The sequence below is a fragment of the Duncaniella dubosii genome (genome assembly GCF_004803915.1).
In the GTDB taxonomy this organism is placed as follows: Bacteria; Bacteroidota; Bacteroidia; order Bacteroidales; family Muribaculaceae; genus Duncaniella; species Duncaniella dubosii.
In genome coordinates this window covers 2,340,861-2,364,732 of sequence record NZ_CP039396.1, presented here as the reverse complement: position 1 = coordinate 2,364,732, position 23,872 = coordinate 2,340,861, and the positions used below count along the sequence as shown (strand labels likewise).

The following is a 23,872-nucleotide window of genomic DNA, read 5'->3' as shown; positions in this document are numbered from 1 at the left end:
CCCCCATCATACATATTATTCAGATATGAAACCCAATTTCAAAGAAATCGATATAGTAAAGGATGCTTTCGGTGAGCAGCACGTTCCCGAAACTCAGGGGGAAGACTGGCTTACCCCCGAACTTATCCCGGTAAAGCCCATCTATACCAAAAACGACCTTGAGGGTCTCGAACACCTCAACTACGTTTCAGGTATTCCTCCTTTCCTCCGTGGCCCGTACAGCGCCATGTACCCACTCCGTCCTTGGACTATCCGCCAGTATGCCGGATTCTCCACCGCAGCAGAATCAAACGCATTCTACCGCCGCAACCTTGCGTCGGGACAGAAAGGCCTCTCAGTTGCGTTTGACCTTGCCACACACCGCGGATATGACGCAGACCATGAACGCGTGGTCGGCGACGTCGGCAAAGCCGGTGTGTCAATCTGCTCTCTCGAAGACATGAAGGTGCTCTTCGAAGGTATACCCCTGAACAAGATGTCTGTTTCGATGACAATGAACGGCGCAGTGCTTCCGGTACTCGCATTCTACATCAACGCAGGTCTCGAACAGGGCGCGAAACTTGAAGAAATGGCAGGTACTATCCAGAACGACATCCTCAAGGAATTCATGGTGCGTAACACCTATATCTACCCACCGGAATTCTCGATGCGAATCATCGCAGATATCTTCGAGTACACTTCGCAGAACATGCCTAAGTTCAACTCGATTTCAATCTCAGGCTACCACATGCAGGAAGCAGGTGCGACATGTGACATCGAGCTTGCCTATACCCTCGCCGACGGTCTCGAATATCTCCGCGCAGGTATCAACGCAGGCATCGACATCGACGCTTTCGCTCCCCGTCTGTCATTCTTCTGGGCTATCGGCATGAACTACTTCATGGAAGTAGCAAAGATGCGTGCCGCACGTCTTCTCTGGGCCAAGATTGTCAAGCAGTTCAACCCGAAGAATCCGAAGTCGCTCGCACTCCGTACACACTCACAGACTTCAGGCTGGTCGCTCACCGAACAGGATCCCTTCAACAACGTCGGACGTACATGTATCGAAGCGATGGGCGCTGCCCTCGGCCACACACAGTCACTCCACACCAACGCTCTTGACGAAGCTATCGCACTCCCGACCGACTTCTCGGCACGTATCGCACGCAACACCCAGATCTACATTCAGGAGGAGACAATGGTCACCAAGCAGGTAGACCCGTGGGGCGGTTCATACTACGTGGAAGCCCTCACCAACGAGATCGCACACCGCGCATGGGAGCACATTCAGGAAATCGAAAAACTCGGCGGTATGGCCAAGGCTATCGAATCAGGTCTTCCCAAGATGCGTATCGAAGAAGCTTCCGCACGCACTCAGGCTCGCATCGACTCAGGCCGTCAGACGATTGTCGGTATCAACAAATATCGTCTTGATCACGAAGATCCTATTGACATCCTCGAAATCGACAATACCGAAGTCCGCAAGGATCAGGTTGCCCGTCTCGTTGACCTCAAGGCTCACCGCGACGAAGAGGCTGTCAAGAAAGCACTTGAAGCAATCACCGAATGTGTACGCACCAAGCAAGGCAACCTCCTTGACCTCGCAGTCAAGGCTGCCGGACTCCGCGCGACACTCGGCGAAATCTCGGATGCCTGCGAAGAAGTCGTAGGCCGTTATAAAGCTGTAATCAGAACAATTTCAGGCGTGTACTCATCAGAAACCAAAGCTGATCCCGACTTCGTGAAGGCTCAGCAGATGTGTGAAGAATTCGCTAAGCGCGAAGGTCGTCAACCCCGTATCATGATTGCCAAGATGGGTCAGGACGGCCATGACCGTGGCGCAAAAGTTGTCGCTACAGGTTATGCCGACTGCGGTTTTGACGTAGACATGGGTCCTCTCTTCCAGACTCCGGCCGAAGCAGCTCGTCAGGCAGTGGAAAACGACGTACACATCCTTGGTGTGTCGTCGCTTGCCGCCGGTCACAAGACTCTCATCCCGCAGGTAATCGAAGAGCTCAAAAAGCTCGGACGTGAAGACATCCTCGTGACCGCCGGTGGCGTTATCCCCGCTCAGGACTATGACTTCCTTTACAAAGCGGGAGTTGCAGCCATCTTCGGCCCCGGCACACGTATCCCCGTCTCTGCAATCAAGATGCTTGAACTTCTCGAAGGCGAGGAATAATCTCACTGATATTTCCATATCAATCATTTATGCAGGGACGCTCGGTTCGGGCGCCCCTGCTATTTCTAATATCAATAACCAAAACATTTGCATTCAATGGACAATTTTTCATTCTGCACCCCGACGAGATACGTATTCGGACACGAAGCTGAGTGTAAGGCTGCGACCCTCTGCCATGAAGCCGGATGGAAACATGTAATGATCGTCTATGGCGGACAGTCTGCCATACGCAGCGGGCTACTTGACCGCGTAAGAAAATCTCTTGGCGACACAGGTATTACTGTCACGGAACTTGGAGGTGTCAAACCGAATCCGACGGATGATAAAGTGTATGACGGCATTGCTCTCGGACGTGAGGCAGGCGTTGACGCGCTCCTCGCTGTCGGTGGAGGATCTGTTATCGACACTGCAAAAGCCATTGCGGCAGGCATACTGTATGAAGGTGATTTCTGGGACTTCTATTGTGGCAAGTCAACTGTGGAGAAGGTGCTTCCGTTAGGAGTCATCCTTACTATTCCGGCAGCCGGAAGCGAAGGTAGCGGCAACTCGGTCATCACACGCCTCGACGGACTGCGGAAACTGTCTCTGCGCACCGACACCGAGCTACGTCCGAAATTCGCATGTCTTAATCCTGAACTGACATACACTCTCCCACCCTATCAGACTGCAAGCGGTATAGCCGACATGATGGTACACATCATGGAACGTTACTTCACCCTTACGGAAGGAGTGGAAGTGACCGACCGCCTGTGCGAAGGGCTGCTTAAAGCAATCATCGCCGAAGCACCGAAGGTAATGGCCGAGCCTGAGAACTACGACGCACGTGCAAACATAATGTGGAGCGGTACACTCGCCCACAACGGAATCTGCGGATGCGGACGACGTGAGGACTGGGCCTCACACTTCATCGAGCATGAACTGAGCGCCCTATACAACGTGACTCACGGAGCAGGTCTTGCCGTAATCACCCCCGCATGGATGAGCTATGTCGGAGAACGCCGTCCGGCTAAAGTCGCACAGTTTGCCCGCAGGGTGTTCGATGTGACGGAAAACGATGACTCCAAGGCTGCTATGGAAGGAATCAGACTCCTGCGCGAATTTTTCCATTCCATCGGACTTCCTGTCTCAATGAAAGAACTTGGAATAGAAAATCCCGACATCGAGAAACTCGTCGGAAAGCTTCATGAGAACAAAGGACCGAAAATCGGAGGTTATCTCTCACTTGAGGCTAAAGACACAGAGGCCATATTCAACCTTGCGCGATAACCCTGCACACATAGGTAGACTTCCTAAATAAACCAGCAGGCCATGTAAGAATCGGCTTACATGGCCCGCTGACGGTATGATTTGCGCCTACTGGATACGCATGATACGGCGGGGAGTATGAGTATTTATAATCAGCGGGACTGTCTCGATTTTCAAATTACTTGTGTCAAATCCGAAAGCATTTCCAGCATCAAGCTCCATCTTGCGCAACAAAGCGTGAAAATTCATCAGAAATCTGTCGCGGCTGTTACACTGACTTGATTGAGAGAACACGCGATGTATGATAATAAATCTGAAATCGCCTGATATGCCATGGCTGCGGAGCGACGGATAATCACTCGTCAGGTCAATCAGTCCGTCTTCAACCATATCCTCTATTGCCTGACGAAGATAGACGCTCAACTGAGGCTGAATCCTGAATCCGATACGGAATTTGAAGCTTGTAATAGTATTAGGGACAATGACCGTACGCTCATATTCCAACGTATCTGGATTGTCGGTAAACTCAACGCGCAGTATCCAGTAGTGGTCTGCACGTTTGGGCTGCTTATTGATTATTGAATAAATCAGTTTGCTCTCAACTTCACACGCCTTGTCCGAACGACTCATATACACGAGATTAGAGGCATATTTAGGAATCTCCTTATCCGATTTTATATCCTTGATAATATCAGTATAATCATCAAACGACCTGTATTCTATATATTTACGCCTGATTCTTGTAGCCTTGCGCCACACAAGCATCACGGCACAGACAAGTCCTGCGATCAACAATGTGAACCAACCTCCATGAGTGAATTTAAACATATTGGCCACGAAAAACGCACCCTCGATCAAGGTAAAAACAACCGTAAAGACACCAACAATCCATAGTTTCACTCCCTTATGTCTGAGATACAGAGCGAGAAGCATCGTCGTCATAAGCATAGTGATAGTAATTGCAAGGCCATAAGCAGCTTCCATGTGACCTGAGGTACGGAAAATGACAACAGTCAGGATACATCCTACATACAGGAAACAATTGACAAGTGGAATGTATAACTGACCCTTTACAGTTGACGGATATTTGATTCGCAGACGTGGCCAGAAGTCGAGACTCATCGCCTCACTGAAGATGGTGAACGATCCACTCAACAAAGCCTGACTCGCTATAATGGCCGCGCCGGTGCTTATGATGATTCCGGCAGGGAGAAACCATCGTGGCATGACCCCATAGAACGGATTGATATTTTCGGGATAACCGGTTGCCTGAGAAATTAACCATGCTCCCTGTCCAAGATAATTAAGTATCAGCATGAGCTTAACAAACAGCCAGCTATAGGTGATATTCATACGTCCGCAATGTCCAAGATCTGAGTAGAGAGCCTCAGCACCGGTAGTGCATAGAAACACAGCACCGAGAATCATAAACCACCCCGGGTAATCTACAAGAAGTCTGACCGCATACAATGGATTGAAAGCTTTCATTATAGCCCAATGGTCTGAAAGATGGATCAAGCCAAGAATGCCGAGCATCAGAAACCATACAAGCATGAACGGACCGAAAAATTTGCCGATAGCCTTAGTCCCGAGACGCTGGACAAGGAATATACCCGAAATAATCAAGACCACAATCGGCAACACCGGCGCGTCGGGGTCAAGATCTCGCAATCCTTCTATGGCAGAAGTCACAGTCATGGCAGGAGTTATAACACCGTCGGCAATCAAGGCGCTCGCCCCGACAGCGGCAAGAATATAAATCCATTTCCGTTTCAATCCCTTTATGAGCGAATAGAGAGCAAGAATCCCACCCTCGCCCTTATTGTCGGCACGCAGAGCAATGACAACATATTTCAATGTAGTCTGTAAGGTAAGAGTCCAGATGACACACGACACCGCGCCTATCACATAGTCCGGACCATATCCGCGGTCAACACCCATGATAGCTTTCATCACATAAAGCGGTGACGTGCCTATGTCACCAAAAACAATGCCTATAGCCACCAGTAGCGCCGCGATGGTGACGCGATGTACCTGTTGATTCTGACGTGAGGTTGTAGTTTCTGTCTGCATAATGTGTTTAACGGGTTATATACGAAAATATAAACCATTATATCACGGCAATTGTTCCGTCTGCATCGCCATAATACCATAAGTCCCAATAAAAACTCAAGTAACGACAACTCTTAAAAATATCACTTATGCAAATAGTCTATAAAAATTCTTAGCAGATGGAATTTCGCTATAGGATATTACACGTAATTTCCGTAATTTTGTAGGTTATGAAATTCGAGTTATCTTCACAATATAAACCTACCGGCGACCAGCCTCAGGCCATCGAGCAGCTCGTTGCCGGCATCAATGCCGGAGAGAAAGCTCAGACACTCCTTGGCGTGACCGGTTCGGGCAAGACCTTCACAATGGCCAATGTCATAGCCCAGATTGAAAAGCCCACCCTCATCCTCAGCCACAACAAGACCCTCGCAGCACAGCTCTACAGCGAGTTCAAGGGATTTTTCCCAAACAACTCCGTGCAGTATTTCGTGTCATACTACGATTATTATCAGCCGGAAGCCTACATCCCGACCGTAGACAAATATATCGAAAAGGACCTCATGATCAACGATGAGATCGAGAAACTCCGTCTGTCAACGGTTTCGGCACTACTGTCAGGCCGAAAGGATGTAGTGGTCGTGTCATCGGTGTCGTGTCTCTATGGTATGGGCAATCCTGAGGACTTCGACAGCAATGTCGTGACCGTAAAAGTCGGACAGAAGATAACACGCAACAAGTTCCTCCGTTCACTTGTAGGGTCGTTGTATTCACGCAATGAAATCGAACTTTCACGCGGAACATTCCGTGTGAAGGGCGACACGGTCGACATCCGCCTCGCCTACGAGGAAATCATTGTCCGCGTCACATTCTGGGGCGATGAAATCGAATCCATCAAGACTCTCCACCCCGACGACAACACATCGCTCGGATCTCACGACATATTCCAGATATATCCGGCCAATCTCTTTGTCACATCACCCGAACGAATGGGATCGGCAATCGGACAGATTGAACTCGACCTTGGCGAGCAATACAATTATTTCATGCGCGAGGCCAAGGAAATGGAGGCCAAACGCCTACTCGAAAGAGTGACCTACGATGTCGAGATGCTCCGCGAGGTAGGCCACTGTTCAGGAATCGAGAATTACAGCCGCTACTTCGACGGACGTCAGCCCGGCATGAGACCGTTCTGCCTCCTTGACTACTTTCCCAAAGACTTCCTGACCATCATCGACGAGAGCCATGTGACACTTCCGCAGTGCCGTGCGATGTATGGAGGAGACCTTTCGAGAAAAATGAATCTTGTCGAATATGGCTTCCGTCTGCCGGCCGCGCTTGACAACCGCCCGCTGAAATTCGAGGAATTCGAAAAACTGACCCCTCAGGTGCTATATGTAAGCGCGACACCGGCCGACTATGAACTTGAAAAATGCGAGGGCGTGGTGGTTGAACAGATTATCCGCCCCACCGGCCTGCTCGATCCGATTATAGAAGTACGTCCTTCGCTCAATCAGATTGACGACCTGCTTCATGAAATCAACGAACGTATCGAACGCGACGAACGCGTGCTGGTCACAACCCTTACAAAAAGAATGGCCGAAGAGCTTAACGACTATCTCACGCGGCTGCGCATAAAGACAGCCTATATACACAGCGACGTCGACACACTTGACCGCATCAAGATTCTTGACGGACTGAGAGCCGGAGAGTTCGACGTGCTTGTCGGTGTCAATCTGTTGCGTGAAGGTCTCGACCTACCTGAAGTCTCCCTTGTGGCCATACTCGATGCCGACAAGGAAGGTTTCCTCCGAAGCCACCGCTCGCTGACCCAGACTGTCGGTCGAGCCGCCCGTAACCTCAACGGCACAGTCATCATGTATGCCGACAAGATTACAGACTCGATGCAGCAGACCATTGACGAGACCGCACGACGACGTGCTGTCCAGCTTGCCTACAATGAGGAACACGGCATCACGCCTCAGGCCATCATAAAGGCGCGCAATTCAATCATCGGGCTTGAGACCGACGACGATACCGCCGGCAAGATTAAGCCATCACGTCCACTTTCGGCATCATCCGGCAAAGAAAAAAAGACAGGCCGTTCGAAAGCGCCTGTGCCATACGCCGAAGAATATGGGACAAAAGTCAACCTCGCCGCCGACCCAGTCATGCCATATCTGTCAGCCGATGCGCTACAGAAGCTCATCACCAAGCGCCGTCTGGACATGGTCGACGCAGCCAAACGCATGGACTTCATCGAAGCCGCCCGTCTGCGCGACGAGGTGCTCGCAATGGAAGACCAGCTTTCAAAAATGCCGGCCGAAGGATAACAACCATACAACAGAAAATCCAATCCGGATAACCAACCAAGCAGTATAAATAACATATATATTATGTATAACACATCCAAGACTAACAGACCGGCTGTCAACCGGCCGCCATATCCTTCCGCCGACAGATTTTTACCTACAAGTGTCAAGGAAATGAAGGCTTTGGGATGGGATCACGTGGATATCGTTCTCTTTTCAGGAGATGCCTACGTAGATCACCCGTCATTCGGCGCAGCGGTGATCGGCCGTGTGCTTCAGGATGCGGGCTTCAACGTAGCTATCGTGCCACAGCCCAATTGGCAGGATGATTTACGCGATTTCAAAAAGTTCGGCGCTCCAAGACTCTTTTTCGGAGTTTCGGCAGGAGCTATGGACTCTATGGTCAACCACTACACAGCCGCGCGCCGCCGTCGCAGCGATGACGCATATACACCCGGCGGACGCCACGGAGCGCGCCCTGATTATCCTACAATCGTATACTCAAAAATACTACGCGAACTCTATCCGGACACTCCTATAATAGCCGGTGGCATCGAAGCGTCGATGCGACGTCTCAGCCACTATGACTATTGGCAGGACCGTCTGCGTCCGTCACTGCTCGCCGACTGTGAGGCCGACATCATCAGCTATGGCATGGGTGAAAAAATCACCCTCGAAATTGCACGGCAACTCAACGAAGGCACACCCCTGTCATCAATGACCGACCTTCCGCAAACGGTGGTCCGCATCCCGGAGACAGATTTTTCTCCCGGGAAAGACGATATAATCCTGCACTCGTTCACCGACTGTCTGCACGACAAGCGGCTGCAGGCTGAGAATTTCAAACATATCGAACAGCAGAGCAACGCAAGGCACGGCCGGACGCTATGGCAACTCCACAATGGATTCTGGGTGAAAGTCAATCCGATGTACCCACCGATGACTACTGCAGAAATCGACGCGTCGTTCGATCTTCCATATACACGTCTGCCACACCCCCGCTACAAAGACAAGCGCATACCTGCCTACGAAATGATCCGGCATTCCGTAAACATACACAGAGGATGTTTCGGAGGCTGCTCATTCTGCACTATTTCCGCTCATCAGGGCAAATTTATCGCATCGCGAAGCAAGGAGTCTGTGTTGCGCGAAGTCAGACAGGTGACACAGATGCCGGATTTCAAAGGCTATATAAGCGACATCGGCGCTCCGAGCGCAAACATGTATCGGATGGGAGGTAAAAATCAATCCATCTGCGAGAAATGTCTCAAGCCATCGTGCCTGCACCCTAAAGTATGTCCGAACCTCAACACAGACCACCGTCCGCTGCTCGACCTATATCATGCAGTCGATGCCATTCCGGGAATAAAGAAATCGTTTGTCGGCAGCGGTGTCCGCTATGACCTGTCGATGCACCACACCGGTGACCCGGTGATTGATGCCGCCAATAGACAATATAACGAGGAGCTGATCACATCTCATGTATCCGGCCGGCTCAAAGTCGCACCGGAACATACATCCGAGACAGTGCTCAACATCATGCGTAAACCCTCCTTCCAGCTCTATCACGAATTCAACCGATTTTTGAACGAGTCAATTCGCATCACGGCCTCAAACAACAGCTCATACCCTACTTCATCTCCTCGCATCCTGCATGTCACGAAATTGACATGGCCCAGCTCGCAGCAGAGACAAAAGAACTTAATCTCCATTTAGAGCAGGTGCAGGATTTCACGCCTACGCCAATGACCCTGTCAACAGAAATATATTATACAGGCTACCATCCTTATACCGGCGAGAAAATCTTCACCGCCACATCTCCGGAGGAGAAACTCGCACAGAGAAAATATTTCTTCTGGTATGACCGTGCATACCGTCCCGATATAATGCGATCGCTACAGCGACTCCATCGCCCCGACCTGCTAAAACGACTTTTCCCACAGCAGGCATCACATCCATATAGGAAAAATTCCAAGCGATAACAGGACTCCAAGACCGACTCAATCTTCAATTATCGGGGCAGATGTATCGGAGTCTGTCATAATGAAAAGAGGCTGTTTCCCCTTTAATAATGGAAAAACAGCCTCTCCTTGTTTTAGCGCTTGACGGTGTTATTGCCAAGGCTGGGTTTAATAAGTTTCAAAATCCGGCAAACCACCTTGCCGGACATTGTTCGTATCAGATTTTGCCAACGAGATCAATGCCGGGTTTAAGAGTCTCCTTGCCCGGTTTCCAACGAGCCGGACAGACCTGATCGCCATGCTGGGCAACGAACTGCGCGGCTTCAAGCTTACGGAGAAGCTCCTCGGCATTACGGCCGATACCATTATCCTGAATTTCGGCTATCTTGATCTTACCTTCGGGATTGATGACAAACGTGCCACGGTAAGACATGAAGTCATCCGAGTTGAGCACACCGAAATATTCGGAAAGGACACCTGTCTTATCGGCAAGCATCGGGAATTTTACCTTTTTGATTGAATCGCTGGCATCATGCCATGCCTTATGTGTAAACTGGCTGTCGGTGCTTACGCTATAGACCTCCGCACCGAGTTCCTTGAATTTATCATAATTGTCGGCCATATCGACCAATTCCGTAGGACACACAAATGTGAAGTCTGCCGGATAGAAGAAGAGAATGGACCATTTGCCCTTGAGATCGGCATCGGTCACTTTTTTAAAATTTCCGTCGACAAAAGCTTCGACTGAAAACTGGGGAATTTCTTGATTAATGATTGTCTGCATAATTCGGTATTTGTTTTTTAGTAGAATAAATGTTTCATGACTTGGTATCTGAATCAAAAGTCCGACACGATATTAATTACAAGGCCATGACATGTCGCCTTTCGTTCATCATATAAAATAACAAAGACCTATCAAAAACAGTTCGATTTTCACGAGATTTACCTTTTCACTTAATTTTATCGCAACTTGAAGTATTATAAATAGTTAAAAGCGCGTATTTAGCTATAATAATGTATAGAATATAGAAAACTCCGTTGTTTTATTCACATTTTTATGTTAATTTTGACGCAAAATGTTAATGCAGTTGAAACTTGTTTGAAAAAATTCACAACAATTATACATTGCAATTGTTAACATATTAAATATCCACACAAATCTCCACGTGAAAGTCCTTTTTCAGCAGGACAACACATCTATATATTAAAGAGAGAATGAAAAAGTCAACTATCTGGTTTCTGACCATCATAATGGCGCTTACTTTCATCGGATTGCTCTATATACAGATAATGTATATGAACAATATGAAGAAAATGCGTGACGACCAGTTTGCCGAGGGCGTGAAACGCTCCCTCTATGCTGTCAGCACCCGCCTTGAACAAGACGAGACCAAACATTTTCTTGAAGAAGACATGGCTTCGATGGAGACTCAGTTCTATCCGCGTACAAACGCCGACGGGACTGTCGATATGAACTATAACTTCACTACTTATGACGGGACTAACTATGACCTCACGCTTAAAGGAAGCAACGACAAACCCAAAGGCAACAGTTCGATGCGTGAGATCATGCGAGGAAAATACCTCTATCAGAAGGGACTGCTCGACGAAGTAATCTTCAACATCATCACACAGTCAAGCAACCGTCCGATAAGCGAACGCGCCGACTCGGCTGAAGTAAACAGCTATCTGCGTTCAGAACTCGACAACAACGGACTGACTCTTCCATTTGAATTCGCGGTGGTCAACCGTGTAGGAGGCATAGTCTATCGTTCGGGAGGCTATCATCCGACCCTGAGCGATGAAAACTCCATGTTCATACAGACCCTCTTCCCAAATGATCCGAAAAACAAGATGTATTACCTCAAGGTCTATTTTCCGACCAAGAGCGACTATATTTTCGGGTCGATACGATTCATGATTCCGTCGTTTATCTTCACGTTCATTCTGCTTGTGACATTCCTCTGCACGATTATCCTCGCTTTCAGGCAGAAGAAGCTCACCGAGATGAAAAACGACTTCATCAACAACATGACCCATGAGTTCAAGACTCCGATCTCAACCATATCACTGGCAGCACAGATGCTTAACGACGGCGCTGTGCTGAAATCGCCGGCCATGCTGTCACACATATCCACCGTGATCAACGACGAGACGAAACGTCTGCGTTTTCAAGTGGAAAAAGTGCTCCAGATGTCAATGTTCGAACGCCAGAAAGCGACACTGCGTCTGCAACATGTCGATGCAAACGTGCTAATTGCGAATATCACATCGACATTCAAACTCAAGGTAGAGAAATATGGCGGAAAAATAGACGCTGTACTTGACGCGGAGGAATCGACAGTCAATGTCGACGAGATGCACTTCACAAATGTGATTTTCAATCTTCTCGACAATGCGGTCAAATATCGGCGTGAAGATGTGCCCCTCAAGCTGACGGTCAGCACGCGCGACATAAACACACATAACAATGAACGCATAGCCATCACCATCAGTGACAATGGCATTGGCATGAAGCGCGAGGACCTGAAAAAAATATTCGAGAAATTCTATCGCGTATCCACCGGCAACCGCCACGATGTAAAAGGCTTCGGACTCGGACTTGCTTACGTCAAGAAAATGGTCGGAGAACTTGGCGGAGAAATCAACGTGGAAAGCGAACTCAATGTAGGAACAAAATTTATAATAACATTACCAATAACTAAAAACTAAAGAACTATGGAAGAACGTTTGCGCATACTACTTTGCGAGGACGACGAGAACCTCGGCATGCTCCTTAGAGAATATCTTCAGGCCAAAGGGTTCAACGCCGATCTGTTCGCAGACGGGGAAAGCGGCTACAAAGCATTCCTCAAGGGGAAATATGACCTCTGCGTCCTCGACGTGATGATGCCCAAAAAGGACGGTTTCGCACTCGCTCAGGAAATAAGGACCGTAAACTCTGAAGTACCCATCATCTTCCTCACTGCAAAGTCAATCAAGGAAGACATCCTCGAAGGATTCAAGATCGGTGCGGACGACTATATCACCAAACCGTTCTCGATGGAGGAACTTGTGTTCCGTATCGAAGCCATCCTTCGCCGTGTCAAAGGCAAGAAAGGCAAAGAAATTACCATGTATAAGATTGGTAAATTCACTTTCGATACCCAGAAACAGGTGCTTCTCATCGATGACAAGGTAACAAAACTTACCACAAAGGAATCCGAACTCCTGAGCCTCCTGTGCGCACATGTCAACGAAATCCTCGAACGTAATTTCGCACTGAAGACAATCTGGATTGACGACAATTATTTCAATGCCCGTTCAATGGACGTCTACATCACCAAGCTCCGCAAGCACCTCAAAGATGACCCGTCTATCGAAATCATCAATATCCACGGCAAGGGCTATAAGCTGATCGCTCCCGAACTCGAATCGTCGAACTGATTAATTCAAATTGATTCAGTCTGCCCCGTGGAATCCCACCAGACCTGAACAATATCATTTACCGGCCCGGTGCTCTTATCGGATGCACCGGGCCGGACATTTAACAGCCACATCTCCCTACCTCAGAATGTCTATGAAACTACACTCTCTGCGCATAATCCTGAGCGCTATACTGATAAGCATAGCTCTGCAGGCATTCACACAATCATCCGAAGGCTGGAAACCTGACATCCTCGGCGACGGCTATGAAATACGCCATGTCAGCCATCCGGCCGACTATACAGGCGAGGTCGTCTCCACAATCATCCGCAAACTCTGTCCGGACGTATCGATTGACAGTACCCGCACTCACCGAGGAGTCCTCTACGTCCACGGGTTTAACGATTATTTCTTTCAGGCAGAAATGGGCGACCGTTTCGTTGAGCATGGTTATGACTTTTATGCCGTCGATCTCAGGCGCTACGGCCGCTCGATCACCACCGGCGAACGCAATTTCGATGTACGCAGCCTCAGCGACTATTTTCCCGACATAGATTCAGCCCTCGTCGCCATGAGCCGGAGTGGCCTTTCCGAAATAATACTTATGGGTCATTCGACCGGAGGACTGACCTCAGCTTATTTTGAAAGCCGATGTCATCCGAAGGAGATTAAAGCCCTTATCCTAAACAGCCCTTTCCTTGACTGGAATCTCGGCTGGAAGGAGAGAATCATACCTGCCGTATGTATGCTCGGAAAACTGTTCCCCAATTTTAAAATCAGTCAGGGAATATCGACAGCCTATGCCGAAAGTCTTCTCAAAGATTATCATGGAGAATGGAACTACCGCACTGACTGGAAATTCACCCAATCGCCTCCCGTAACCGCAGGATGGGTCCGGGCAATCACCCAAGCCCAGAAAGGACTTCGCAACGGCAAAGCCGACATCCGTATCCCTATTCTCCTGCTCTACTCGTCAAGAAGCGTAAACGGTGAGGAATGGACTCCTGAACATAACCGTGCGGATGGAGTGCTTGATGTAAATGACATCAAAAAATATGGCATGCAACTCGGGCCAGACGTCATATGCGTGCGCGTCGAGGGTGGCCTCCACGATCTCGTGCTTTCATCCCCCGAAGTGAGAGAACCTCTCTACCGCTACATCTTCAACTGGCTTTCACGAAACGGACTTTAAAGCCAATCCGCATTTTAATAAGTTAATTATAGTTAATTCTATCGGCTGATATTTTGAGAATATGATTACAATCAGTAATTTTACAAAATATTACGTACCAACCTATTTTACGGGGCTGACCGGTATTGACAGCGTGTAGAGGTGGTGAGTAAGCATGCAGAGCAATGATGGCTACGCTCTTAAATCAGGGACATCAAAATTTCAAATGGCGAAAACAACTACGCTCTCGCTGCTTAATCGAAGTACAGTAGATTAACTTTATTTCCGCAACAGTTGCGGAAACGAGACATCACCCGATTGTCCTTTTTCCGAGACGGATCGACCCGGTGGTGCAGTTAAATCGGAAATATGGCGACGAAAGCCTCGCGACTCGCCGAGACACTTAGAGGATAAGGTAGAGATTGGTGGTTTCTTGCCTGTCTCCACTCGAAAACCAAGTAGAAACTAAGCATGTAGAAAGCTCATTAGTTCCACGTTTGGACGAGGGTTCAAGTCCCTCCAGCTCCACAAAAGTCTGATGAAAGACAATGAAGAATCCTGCAACTCATTGAATTGCAGGATTTTCTTATGTGTAATAAGATGAACAAAAATGAATACAGAGGAAAGATGTCCGTTGGACATTCCGTTGGACTTGAAAAATCCAATGCTCCAAGTCCAACAGGCTTCATCATATTTCATTGATATTCACTTCTTTGCACTTTGACAATCCACTAATTGTCAAGAACTTTGCACTATTGAATTTAACAATAAAATCATAGTGTAAAATGGAAACAATTTTATTTTTCATCAAAAGGAAAAAGCTTCTCAAAGATGGCACAGCATCCATCTTTGTAAGAGTAACATTCGGCAAACTCTCAGCCGAAGTTGCAACGGGTAAGAGTGTTCTGCCCTCCCAATGGGTGGCAACTAAAGGCAGAGCAAAAGGAAACACTCTTAAAACAAAGCAAGTCAATGCCTTTCTTGACCAACTGGACTATACCCTTCATGATTTGACACTCCAGATCCAAAGGGAGGGTAAGCAGGTAAGCGCAAAAGAGATTTTGAACAGATACAAGAACCTCAATGTGCCTAAGATTGGGATTTTGGCTCTATACGCCGAACATAATCAGGAGCAGAAAGAGCTTGTTGGAATATCTGTTGCCCTCGGAACATACAAGAGGCATGAAACATCAATGAAACTTTTTCAAGAGTTTCTTATGTTCAAGTACAAAGCCAAGGATATTCCTGTCAATGAGGTAGATGTTGATATGCTGAAAAAGTATCAGCACTATCTGATGACCGTAAGGCATAACAACAATAACACCACAGTCAAGTATCTCAGAAATCTCGGCAAGGTCCTCAATATGGCTGTAGTTAAGTACAACCATCCGCGATAGCATATTGACGAACTCCGAAAGAGAGTTGTATCTTTGTCGACAAAAAGAATCATGGGTTATAACAAGTCTTTGTCCGATGTCTATTCAGAGACATGGACGCGTTACAAGAATCAATGCGAGACAGACGGCTATATCGCATTGAACCGTTTCTGTGCCGGTACCGGCGTCAACGTCCAGCGGCTTTATGAGTGGCTTCGGCGCCGCAAAATCAGCATAAGCGATTATCAACGCAGTCTGCCGGAGAGACCGGATTCGTCGCGGGAAGGTGGCGGGCCGTTATTCCGGGAGGTTAAGGTTCCCGGTATTCAGGTTGCGGATGAGAGCCGGGATGTCGGTGCCACCAGTGTCGTGCGTGACGTGCACATCGAACTCGGTTGGGCCGAGGCGTGAGTCTGGGAGAGATAAGCGCGGAGGGGCTGGCGCTTCTGGTGGATGTCATGACACGCAGGAGTGATGTGGAGTCTTGAGGCGGATATGCGGCTCTGGGTATGCCGGCAGCCGGTATCGATGCGCTACGGCATCCGGGGTCTGGCCCAGATGGTGTGGTCGTGGAAGGGGCATTCTCCGGCATCGGGCGATGTGTATGTGTTTTTCTCAAAGGACCGCAAGACCATGAAGGCGTTGAAATGGGATGGCGACGGATTTTTGATGTACACAAAAAGACTGTCGCGAGGCCGTTTCCGGGAGGTGCTCAAAAAGGGCGATGACGGCGTGCGCAGGCTCCAATGGGACGATTTCTATATGCTGATGAGGGGCCTCACGCCTGTGAAGGTGATGGTCGAAAATCGCTTCAGAATGGCCGTAAAATAAGGCTTAATAATTTGTTAATCAAATAAATAAATGGCGTGGAAAGTTGCAAATGTCAGATATTTTTTGTAACTTTACACCATGAAAAAGAACGAGTTGATAGAGTTTCTGCAACGTCAGATCGAGTTCCTTCAAGGGCGGCTCGACGAGGCGTTGGCCTCTGTCAGCTCGCTTACTTTATCCAATGAAAAGCTGCAGTCGACCAACGAGAAGCTTGTGGCGACTGTAGATGAACTGCGCAAGCAAATGGCCTCAATGGAGGAGGCTATGAAAGGCAAAAGTGCGGAACTGAGCAAAGAGAAAGCCGCGCGTCAGGCAGTGCAGCGTCTGCAGGGCTCGCCGTCGGAGCGTCAGAAGAAACCGGTGACGACTCCTGCCACATCCGAAACTCGACAGCAGAAGCCAGAGAAGAAACGTACCAACAACGGCGCCAAAAGGAAGACGCATCCGGAGTGTGAGGTGGAGACCATTATAGTGGAGCCTGACAGTCCGGACTTCAATCCCGAGGCGGCGACGTTTATCGGCGAGTGCGATGTCGTGCGCTACGTCATGGAGCCGATGCGCTTCAAAAAAATTATCTACAAGGTCAGAAAATACGTGCAGGACGAGAAAATATACAAAGGTTCCGCACCCGCCACACCGCTGCTTAACTCGCAGTATACATCTTCCTTCATAGCCGGACTCGCCGAGCTACGCTATCTCCACTGCATGCCACTTGAAAATGCTGTCGAATACTTCCGTGCCCACGGCTTCGACCTTGACAAAGGCACCGCACAGAAGCTCGTAAGTAAGGTAAGGGTACATCTGGAAAATCTATACAAGGCGCTGGGTCAGGCAATAGTCGCGGACAATTATATCTGCGGTGACGAGACCTATCAGAAAGTGCGGCTGCAGGTGGCAACTCCTTCGGGAAGAAAGATCAAGAAAGGCTACATATGGGTGTTCGTCGGCATGACAACCGGGCTTGTGTACTTCTTCTATGACGACGGCTCCCGCTCGGCCGAAGTCTTCGAGCAACACATAAAAGGCTTCAACGGAGCCTTCCAGTGCGACTATTACTCGGGATACCGGCATATCGGAATCGGTGGGATGAGCGGGATAAAACGCTTGCCATGCCTGCAGCACATCAAGCGAAAGTTTCTCGATCTGAAAGACAATCCAAAGGCGCAGGAAATAGCAAAGCTCTTCGGACTCCTTTACCACTTCGAGCATCAGCACCGCATAGGCAAAGACGGATGGACGGCGGGAAAGCACCTTGAGTGGAGACAACGATACTCCAAGGTGATGCTCGAGAAAATCCGCATGAGACTGACAGCAGTCAAAGACCGCATCGGCGTGCCACCCGACGACCCGCTGCTCGCCGCCACCGAACATGCACTCAAACAATGGGACGAGATACCACGCATCTTTGCCTCACCCACCTACAGACTCGACAACAACGAAGTCGAGCGAATCAACCGCTACATATCCCTGACCCGTCGCCGACTTACAATCGGCTCCCACTCCGGAGCCGAAGCCGCCGCCCTGTACCACTCTCTTGCGATCACCTGCCACCGCTGCGGAGTCAACGTCTTCGACTACTTCTGCGACATAATCGACCGATGTGCCGCATGGCCGCCAAACACCCCGATCGAAAAATACCGCGACCTGCTTCCCGACCGCTGGAAACTCTCACAAAAATAGCCGCCCAAAACCTGGACGGCTATTTTTTTAAGCTATACCTGCTGTCGCGGACGGTTGTACGTAGTTAAGAAACTCATTCAAGCCTCACCATTGGAGGAACTTAAATTGAAAATCGAACCAGTAGACAAAGGTTTTCTCAACAAAACCGAATTAGCAAAACTCGCTGATAAGGAGTTTGATGTGATAAGGCTTGAGCAAGTCAGAGATGTATTTCTGTTCTGCTGTTATACAGGGCTTGCCTATGTTGATGTTCATTCTCTCACAGCTGATGATATTGTGGAGGATAGTGATAGGCTTTGGATTAGAAAGGCAAGACACAAGACCAGTGTAATGTGCCATATACCCATAATAAAACCTGCGAGAGATATACTTGAAAAATATGTTCTTACGGCACAAGCAACAGGAAAATTACTCCCAGTGCTATCAAATCAGAAGATGAACGCATATTTGAAAGAAATTGCAGCCATAGTTGGAATTGACAAAGATTTAACCACCCATCTTGCGAGGCATACATTTGCAACCACTGTAACACTTGCCAATCATGTTTCAATAGAGAATGTATCCAAAATGTTAGGTCATTCAAGTATCAGAATGACACAGCACTATGCAAGAATATTGGATGCCTCCATTGAAAATGAAATGTTGGAGGTTGAAAAGAACTATGAATGACAGTCTGTTCAAATCAGGCATTACCCGAAAATGTATGCTATGTTCTGCTGTTAATCGCATCTGAAAACAATAACTGTTTTTACTCCATCGATTATTACATCCTAGTGGGTGAAAATAAAAATTCTCCAAAATTTTTATTGAATCTTGTTTTTAAAAGCACATAATAGCCACCTGAAACCTCCCCCTGCTCTCGGATATGGGGATATTCCCCTCCCTTTGGAACAAATAAAAACGAATCAGTATGGAAAAAATCAAGTTCATCGAAACCTTTTCTGTTGCAGAGTTCAAGGCTCAGAAAGGTATAAACAAGATTGAGGTGAAACAGAACCACAGGACTGGCAAATGCTTTTTCACTTATGGCTTTGAAGTGGGAGCCGTCAGCGAGAAATTCATCAAGGGAGAAATCTCACAACCTGTAATTTCGCAGGTGTGTGTGCAGGAGACAGGTGACATGTTCTATCTCCTGCATCAGAAAGGAGAAGGAGGTGCGCCTGTGTTGGCGACACTCTGACCTAAATCACATCAAGTTCTAAGGCAGTCGGGAATAATGGCCTGACTGCCTTTGTTTTGCAAACAATTAAAATCAATAGTAATATGCAGTTAAGAAAATCCTCAAAGAAGCAAGCGAAGATAAAGCTTGCTATGCAAGGGTGTGCTGGCAGTGGTAAAACTATGTCTGCACTACTTTTAGCCTATGGGCTATGTGGCGATTGGACTAAGATTACAGTTATAGACAGTGAGAATAACTCTGCTGACCTATATGCTCACTTAGGACAATACAATGTACTCCCTCTTGAGGGGAAGTATGCCCCCGAAACATACATTGATGCCATCAAGGTATGTGAAAAGGCTGGTATGGAAGTTATCATCATAGACTCCATGAGTCAGTGTTGGGATAATCTTCTTGAATATCATGCCTGTTTGCCCGGCAATTCTTTCACAAACTGGCAAAAGGTCACTCCGAGAATGACATCTCTCATTCAGATGATACTCGGAGTAAACTGCCATGTAATCTCCACAATGAGGTGCAAGCAGGATTATGTCCTGTCAGAGAAGAACGGCAAAATGGTTCCTGAAAAGGTGGGCTTAAAGGCTGTGATGAGAGATGGAATAGATTATGAGTACACCATAGTCTTTGACATCAATATAAAGCACCAAGCCATAGCATCTAAGGACAGAACCAATCTCTTTGCCAATAAGCCGGAGTTTACTATTACTCCGACTACAGGTAAGATAATACTCGATTGGTGTAATGATGGTGTCACATTGGAGATGATAAAGGCCGAAATCTCCAAGGCTGAAACAATCGAGCAACTGACCTCAGTCTATCAGCAATATCCCGAATGGAATCAGCAGTTATTGGCTGACTTCACTAAAAGAAAGACTGAGCTTCTACAGTCCAAGTCTGAAACTCATCCTATCAGTTATCAACCCAACTTCACAAGAATAAACCATGCAGACCGCATTATCAACTTTGCAGCTACAGCCTGTCAGTAGGTTCAATACCTTTCCAAGCAGGCTGAATGACAGCTTCAGACCACCCATAGAGGTTGAAGCTGTGGAGGTTATTGAGGATATTGTCACTCCTCAATTCTCCAAAAGGCTTCCTTTCATAGAAGCCAACACAAAAGAGGTTACAATAAATCATCTAAAAGATGAATGTGTTGTGCCTGTGTTCTCAAAGGACAATGAAATTACCATATCCCACCCTGCTTTCATAGAGGCAGTGTGGAGTGCAGCTTCAAAAGTTTTTCCAAGAGAAAGCATAGAAAAACCATCTATCAGAGTAAGCCATGTTATCAAGGGCAGAACACCCGAGGCAATCCACAAGAATGTCAAGGATCTTCTTGATGAGGATAAGACCATATACTGGGAGAGGATGATGTTCTGCTTTGAAATACCCTCAATCTGCGAGGATATAAGAGGCAACAGGCTCAATCTCACGATAGGTGGTGTAAGAGCATACAACCACATGAACCTCTACTCCAAGAAAAGTCCCGAGAAGTTCAAAATCTTTATTGGCTTCAAGAATATGGTATGCTGTAATCTGTGTGTAAGCACAGATGGCTATCAGTCGGAGTTAAAGGTAATGGATGTAAGAAGTCTTTTCAACTCTGCTGTAGCTTTGTTTCAGGACTACAACATGGCTAAACATCTTTATGAGATGGGAGGCTTACAGGAGAGCTACATGACGGAACATCAGTTTGCTCAGTTCTTGGGTAAGTCAAGACTTTATGGCTTCTTGCCTAAGTCCGAGCAGAAGAAACTGCCTCAGATGCTTATGACTGATACTCAGATAGGCATGATAGCCAGAGCATACTATAATGATGAAAGTTTCTCTGTTCCACAAGGTAGTAAGGAAATCAATATGTGGAATGTCTATAATCTCCTTACAGGAGCAAATAAGTCTTCCTATATTGACAACTTCCTTGACAGAAGCCTCAATGCCACTCAGCTTGCAGAGGGTCTGAACAAGGCTCTCTATGAAGATAGTGAATATTCATGGTTCATCAAATGACTACTACAATGGCAGAGATTATTCACATCACACTTTCCTTGGCACTCGGATTATTGGGTTGCTGGGCTGTCTTCTACAATGAAGAGAACCATTGATTTGTTATGTTGTTAGGTCTTTAGGGTTACAATTGAGGTGTAATCCTAAAGACTTACCTATGTCAAATGTCCTACGTTTCATGGCTTATAATGTCTTAGGCTAAAATTTATTCCCTCTGTAGAGTCTTGATAATACGATATAAAAGTGTTACATTTGCATCGTTAATCAAAACTTAACAGCTAATGAAATAAAAGTTTAACCAAGACATATTAAAGAAGTGTTTGCTTCTTACAAGTAGCTTTCAGAAATCGCCAAAACTCTAAAAGATACCTACTTTGTAATAAGTGGATGCTTACGCCATGAGGCGTAGGCTTCTCTTGTTTGTAGGTATAGGCGTTTGGCGATGCCTTGAAAGCTAAACAAGACAGCCTATGCCTCTTTTTTGTGCAAGAAAAAGGAAATATGAGAGATAACGAGATAATATTTAACAGATATGGTGAAAAAACGATAAGAAAGGCATCAGAGTTTTTTTCTTTCAATATTTTGTATCATAAACTATATACTGGTCAGAGTATAATACATCAATCAGATTTCTTAGTAATTTCAGATTATTGGAAAGTAATGGAAATTCGTTTAGTAAAATCTAATGGTAAAGATTATATTGAATATATTGGGAAAGGCGACAAGAGATATCATAGACTGTCGGAGTTAAATGACCTCCTTGAATATAACTGTTACTCAAGCGAAGAAGTAACTGTCAAAATGATATTTGACGCACTTGAAGATAATTGTACTCGCAGTTGTGTTGAAATGAGACTTTATGATATTTATAACATATATAGATAAAATATGAATAATGGATACTATAACAATCATACTTATCTTAATAATATATATTCCGATAGTGTTAGGAGTAATATTTCTTATATCAGGATTCATAACATCCAAACTCAGTGACGATAAAAAGAAGCCAAATTCTATGCTATTCATAATAGTGTCCATAATAATATTGGCAGCCTTAATATTTGGCTCTAATATTGGTGATGATACTCATGTGTTTAGACCTTAGTTTCAAATACATTCTTTCAATGGAATCAATTAGCTTAGCATATCTTGATAAATATGGACCTCTTAAAAGTGGGTATGTTATACTTCGTGGATCAACAGGAATAAAATATAAAAATAGGGCATTATATGTTCCCAATTATGGGTGGGTTCCATGCTCCATTAAACTAAAGAATAATTTCACTTGTGATCCCAAAAAGCTCATGCTGGTCATTGAAGAACCAGATGATGATGAGAATCACACAACATCTAAAATATGGATTACTTTGAACAATATTGTAAGAACTTTAGGGACTAATTTACTCAAATAAATAAAATAATATTTATGTCAATATCAATAGCAAACAGCATCCAATGTGTAGGATTACCTATCATTGTAACATCTACAAAGCCACATTTAAATTTCCTTGTAGATACAGGTGCAAGCCATAATGTAATCTTCTCATTTGTATATGAAGGATTACTTGATTTCTTCACTAAACTTGGAACCGAAGGTACTACTTTTGGTATTGAGGGGAATATGATTAAAACCCAAGAAGTCAAAGCCGTGATTACATTTGGGGAGAAGCCATCTGAAACCGTATTCTCTGTTATTGAAGCCGATGAAGCTGTAAATCATTTGGAAGAATCCAATGGATTCCAACTTCATGGAATTCTCGGAGTGGATTTCCTTACCAAGAACAAATGGATTATTGATTTCGATAAACTCAAAATAACCTTACCAAGTGAATAAATTTGAAAACAACTACTTGATTATAACACCACCCATTAATTCACGGCTATATAGTGTCAAGAGATGTGACAATAAATGGGGTGTAGTAGATAACGGTAATAATGTCATTGTTCCTTTTGGTAAATATCGTTGGATTGGAGGTTTCCAAAATGGATTTGCCAAAGTAATATCCCACAAAGATACATCCTCTTCCAAAAACGTTATTAGGACATTGACTTTACCTGAGAAACCTGTATTGAATCTTGCAAAACAAGGAATAATAAATGAGTTAGGGGAAGAAGTCGTACCTCTGGAGTATAATGTATGGAAATTTTATGGAAAGGACTTTCCTTCAATTGTAATTGAAACAAACGCAGGTAATAAACATAAAATTCCCTATAATAGACTGAAGAATAATCCTTTGTCTGTCATAGCAAGACTACAAAGCATGAATAAAGCCGAAATCGTTAAAGAATGCAATGACACTTATGGACAAAACTATCATGAATTTTCAGGTAGTTATGCACAAGATGTCATGGGATATTCTGATGATGTGATAAATGAGGCTTTTGAAGGAGACCCCGATATGTATTGGAACATTGACTGACATCATTATCTGATAAGAATTAACTCACTAATGATATATGCATTTCTTTTGTTAATATAGGAGAAGTGCAT

At 46.2% G+C, this 23,872-nt stretch carries 20 protein-coding genes, 1 other RNA gene and 1 pseudogene; 20 read left to right on the top strand and 2 right to left on the bottom strand.

Annotation, left to right across the window (positions count from 1 at the left end; translation table 11 throughout):
- Positions 1-25: 25 nt before the first annotated feature.
- Positions 26-2,161 carry a methylmalonyl-CoA mutase gene (scpA, locus tag E7747_RS10295; RefSeq protein ID WP_123614362.1) on the top strand — a complete coding sequence of 712 codons (2,136 nt, stop codon included), beginning with the start codon at positions 26-28 and terminating at the stop codon, positions 2,159-2,161.
- Positions 2,162-2,257: 96 nt separating this feature from the next.
- Positions 2,258-3,427: an iron-containing alcohol dehydrogenase gene (locus tag E7747_RS10290; protein WP_136415787.1), complete on the top strand. Its 1,170-nt coding sequence runs from the start codon at positions 2,258-2,260 to the stop codon at positions 3,425-3,427.
- 87 nt (positions 3,428-3,514) lie between these two features.
- Here the strand turns inward: E7747_RS10290 and E7747_RS10285 are convergent, their stop codons facing one another.
- Positions 3,515-5,479, bottom strand: coding sequence for a KUP/HAK/KT family potassium transporter (locus E7747_RS10285; protein WP_136415786.1), 1,965 nt, complete (start codon positions 5,477-5,479; stop codon positions 3,515-3,517).
- Between the two features lie 209 nt (positions 5,480-5,688).
- Here E7747_RS10285 and uvrB point away from each other — a divergent pair, with 209 nt between their 5' ends.
- On the top strand, positions 5,689-7,791 hold the full coding sequence (gene uvrB / locus E7747_RS10280) for an excinuclease ABC subunit UvrB (RefSeq protein WP_136415785.1): 2,103 nt from the start codon (positions 5,689-5,691) through the stop codon (positions 7,789-7,791).
- 63 nt (positions 7,792-7,854) lie between these two features.
- Positions 7,855-9,752: pseudogene (locus E7747_RS10275) on the top strand (YgiQ family radical SAM protein).
- Positions 9,753-9,948: 196 nt separating this feature from the next.
- Here E7747_RS10275 and ahpC read toward each other — a convergent pair.
- The gene (gene ahpC, locus E7747_RS10270; protein WP_123614357.1) at positions 9,949-10,515 is read right to left on the bottom strand and encodes an alkyl hydroperoxide reductase subunit C; all 567 of its coding nucleotides are present in this window, start codon (positions 10,513-10,515) and stop codon (positions 9,949-9,951) included.
- A gap of 431 nt (positions 10,516-10,946) precedes the next feature.
- Between ahpC and E7747_RS10265 the strand changes: the two genes are divergently transcribed.
- From E7747_RS10265 to E7747_RS10190, 16 genes are all read left to right on the top strand, one after another.
- A complete protein-coding gene (locus tag E7747_RS10265) occupies positions 10,947-12,443 on the top strand; it encodes a sensor histidine kinase (protein ID WP_123614356.1) in 1,497 nt (498 codons plus the stop codon).
- Positions 12,444-12,449: 6 nt separating this feature from the next.
- Entirely contained in the window at positions 12,450-13,157 is a 708-nt protein-coding gene (rprY, locus tag E7747_RS10260) for a response regulator transcription factor RprY (protein WP_107033005.1), read from the top strand.
- 133 nt (positions 13,158-13,290) lie between these two features.
- Positions 13,291-14,328: an alpha/beta hydrolase gene (locus E7747_RS10255; RefSeq protein ID WP_168185305.1), complete on the top strand. Its 1,038-nt coding sequence runs from the start codon at positions 13,291-13,293 to the stop codon at positions 14,326-14,328.
- Positions 14,329-14,439: 111 nt separating this feature from the next.
- Positions 14,440-14,838, top strand: a transfer-messenger RNA (tmRNA) gene (gene ssrA / locus E7747_RS10250).
- 254 nt (positions 14,839-15,092) lie between these two features.
- On the top strand, positions 15,093-15,704 hold the full coding sequence (locus tag E7747_RS10245) for a phage integrase SAM-like domain and Arm DNA-binding domain-containing protein (RefSeq protein ID WP_136415781.1): 612 nt from the start codon (positions 15,093-15,095) through the stop codon (positions 15,702-15,704).
- Positions 15,705-15,755: 51 nt separating this feature from the next.
- The gene (locus E7747_RS10240; RefSeq protein WP_136415780.1) at positions 15,756-16,094 is read left to right on the top strand and encodes a hypothetical protein; all 339 of its coding nucleotides are present in this window, start codon (positions 15,756-15,758) and stop codon (positions 16,092-16,094) included.
- A gap of 63 nt (positions 16,095-16,157) precedes the next feature.
- The gene (gene tnpB / locus E7747_RS10235; protein ID WP_136413421.1) at positions 16,158-16,514 is read left to right on the top strand and encodes an IS66 family insertion sequence element accessory protein TnpB; all 357 of its coding nucleotides are present in this window, start codon (positions 16,158-16,160) and stop codon (positions 16,512-16,514) included.
- Positions 16,515-16,592: 78 nt separating this feature from the next.
- Positions 16,593-18,194 carry an IS66 family transposase gene (gene tnpC / locus E7747_RS10230; RefSeq protein ID WP_136413423.1) on the top strand — a complete coding sequence of 534 codons (1,602 nt, stop codon included), beginning with the start codon at positions 16,593-16,595 and terminating at the stop codon, positions 18,192-18,194.
- Positions 18,195-18,284: 90 nt separating this feature from the next.
- Complete coding sequence (locus E7747_RS10225) at positions 18,285-18,863, top strand: site-specific integrase (RefSeq protein WP_228449135.1); 579 nt, start codon at positions 18,285-18,287, stop codon at positions 18,861-18,863.
- Between the two features lie 241 nt (positions 18,864-19,104).
- The gene (locus E7747_RS10220) at positions 19,105-19,374 is read left to right on the top strand and encodes a hypothetical protein (protein WP_136415776.1); all 270 of its coding nucleotides are present in this window, start codon (positions 19,105-19,107) and stop codon (positions 19,372-19,374) included.
- Between the two features lie 83 nt (positions 19,375-19,457).
- Positions 19,458-20,360, top strand: coding sequence for an AAA family ATPase (locus tag E7747_RS10215; protein WP_136415774.1), 903 nt, complete (start codon positions 19,458-19,460; stop codon positions 20,358-20,360).
- Positions 20,317-21,381: a DUF3871 family protein gene (locus E7747_RS10210; RefSeq protein ID WP_136415772.1), complete on the top strand. Its 1,065-nt coding sequence runs from the start codon at positions 20,317-20,319 to the stop codon at positions 21,379-21,381. The genes E7747_RS10215 and E7747_RS10210 overlap by 44 nt, the downstream gene beginning before the upstream one ends.
- A gap of 444 nt (positions 21,382-21,825) precedes the next feature.
- On the top strand, positions 21,826-22,263 hold the full coding sequence (locus tag E7747_RS10205) for a hypothetical protein (RefSeq protein WP_136415770.1): 438 nt from the start codon (positions 21,826-21,828) through the stop codon (positions 22,261-22,263).
- 242 nt (positions 22,264-22,505) lie between these two features.
- A complete protein-coding gene (locus E7747_RS10200) occupies positions 22,506-22,793 on the top strand; it encodes a hypothetical protein (protein ID WP_136415768.1) in 288 nt (95 codons plus the stop codon).
- Positions 22,794-22,807: 14 nt separating this feature from the next.
- Positions 22,808-23,215, top strand: a complete 408-nt coding sequence (locus tag E7747_RS10195) for a pepsin/retropepsin-like aspartic protease family protein (RefSeq protein WP_136415766.1) — start codon at positions 22,808-22,810, stop codon at positions 23,213-23,215.
- Positions 23,208-23,801 carry a WG repeat-containing protein gene (locus tag E7747_RS10190; RefSeq protein WP_136415764.1) on the top strand — a complete coding sequence of 198 codons (594 nt, stop codon included), beginning with the start codon at positions 23,208-23,210 and terminating at the stop codon, positions 23,799-23,801. Before E7747_RS10195 ends, E7747_RS10190 begins: the two co-directional genes overlap by 8 nt.
- The last annotated feature ends 71 nt before the right edge of the window (positions 23,802-23,872 follow it).

Bases quoted from the DNA above. Each gene is read 5' to 3' on its own strand.
- E7747_RS10200 (WP_136415768.1), top strand. From the start codon at position 22,506: ATGGAATCAATTAGCTTAGCATATCTTGATAAATATGGACCTCTTAAA.
- tnpC (WP_136413423.1), top strand. From the start codon at position 16,593: ATGAAAAAGAACGAGTTGATAGAGTTTCTGCAACGTCAGATCGAGTTC.
- E7747_RS10195 (WP_136415766.1), top strand. From the start codon at position 22,808: ATGTCAATATCAATAGCAAACAGCATCCAATGTGTAGGATTACCTATC.
- scpA (WP_123614362.1), top strand. From the start codon at position 26: ATGAAACCCAATTTCAAAGAAATCGATATAGTAAAGGATGCTTTCGGT.
- ahpC (WP_123614357.1), bottom strand. From the start codon at position 10,515: ATGCAGACAATCATTAATCAAGAAATTCCCCAGTTTTCAGTCGAAGCT.
- E7747_RS10240 (WP_136415780.1), top strand. From the start codon at position 15,756: ATGGGTTATAACAAGTCTTTGTCCGATGTCTATTCAGAGACATGGACG.
- E7747_RS10255 (WP_168185305.1), top strand. From the start codon at position 13,291: ATGAAACTACACTCTCTGCGCATAATCCTGAGCGCTATACTGATAAGC.
- E7747_RS10210 (WP_136415772.1), top strand. From the start codon at position 20,317: ATGCAGACCGCATTATCAACTTTGCAGCTACAGCCTGTCAGTAGGTTC.
- tnpB (WP_136413421.1), top strand. From the start codon at position 16,158: ATGTGGAGTCTTGAGGCGGATATGCGGCTCTGGGTATGCCGGCAGCCG.
- E7747_RS10290 (WP_136415787.1), top strand. From the start codon at position 2,258: ATGGACAATTTTTCATTCTGCACCCCGACGAGATACGTATTCGGACAC.
- uvrB (WP_136415785.1), top strand. From the start codon at position 5,689: ATGAAATTCGAGTTATCTTCACAATATAAACCTACCGGCGACCAGCCT.
- E7747_RS10265 (WP_123614356.1), top strand. From the start codon at position 10,947: ATGAAAAAGTCAACTATCTGGTTTCTGACCATCATAATGGCGCTTACT.
- E7747_RS10220 (WP_136415776.1), top strand. From the start codon at position 19,105: ATGGAAAAAATCAAGTTCATCGAAACCTTTTCTGTTGCAGAGTTCAAG.
- E7747_RS10245 (WP_136415781.1), top strand. From the start codon at position 15,093: ATGGAAACAATTTTATTTTTCATCAAAAGGAAAAAGCTTCTCAAAGAT.
- E7747_RS10285 (WP_136415786.1), bottom strand. From the start codon at position 5,479: ATGCAGACAGAAACTACAACCTCACGTCAGAATCAACAGGTACATCGC.
- rprY (WP_107033005.1), top strand. From the start codon at position 12,450: ATGGAAGAACGTTTGCGCATACTACTTTGCGAGGACGACGAGAACCTC.
- E7747_RS10215 (WP_136415774.1), top strand. From the start codon at position 19,458: ATGCAGTTAAGAAAATCCTCAAAGAAGCAAGCGAAGATAAAGCTTGCT.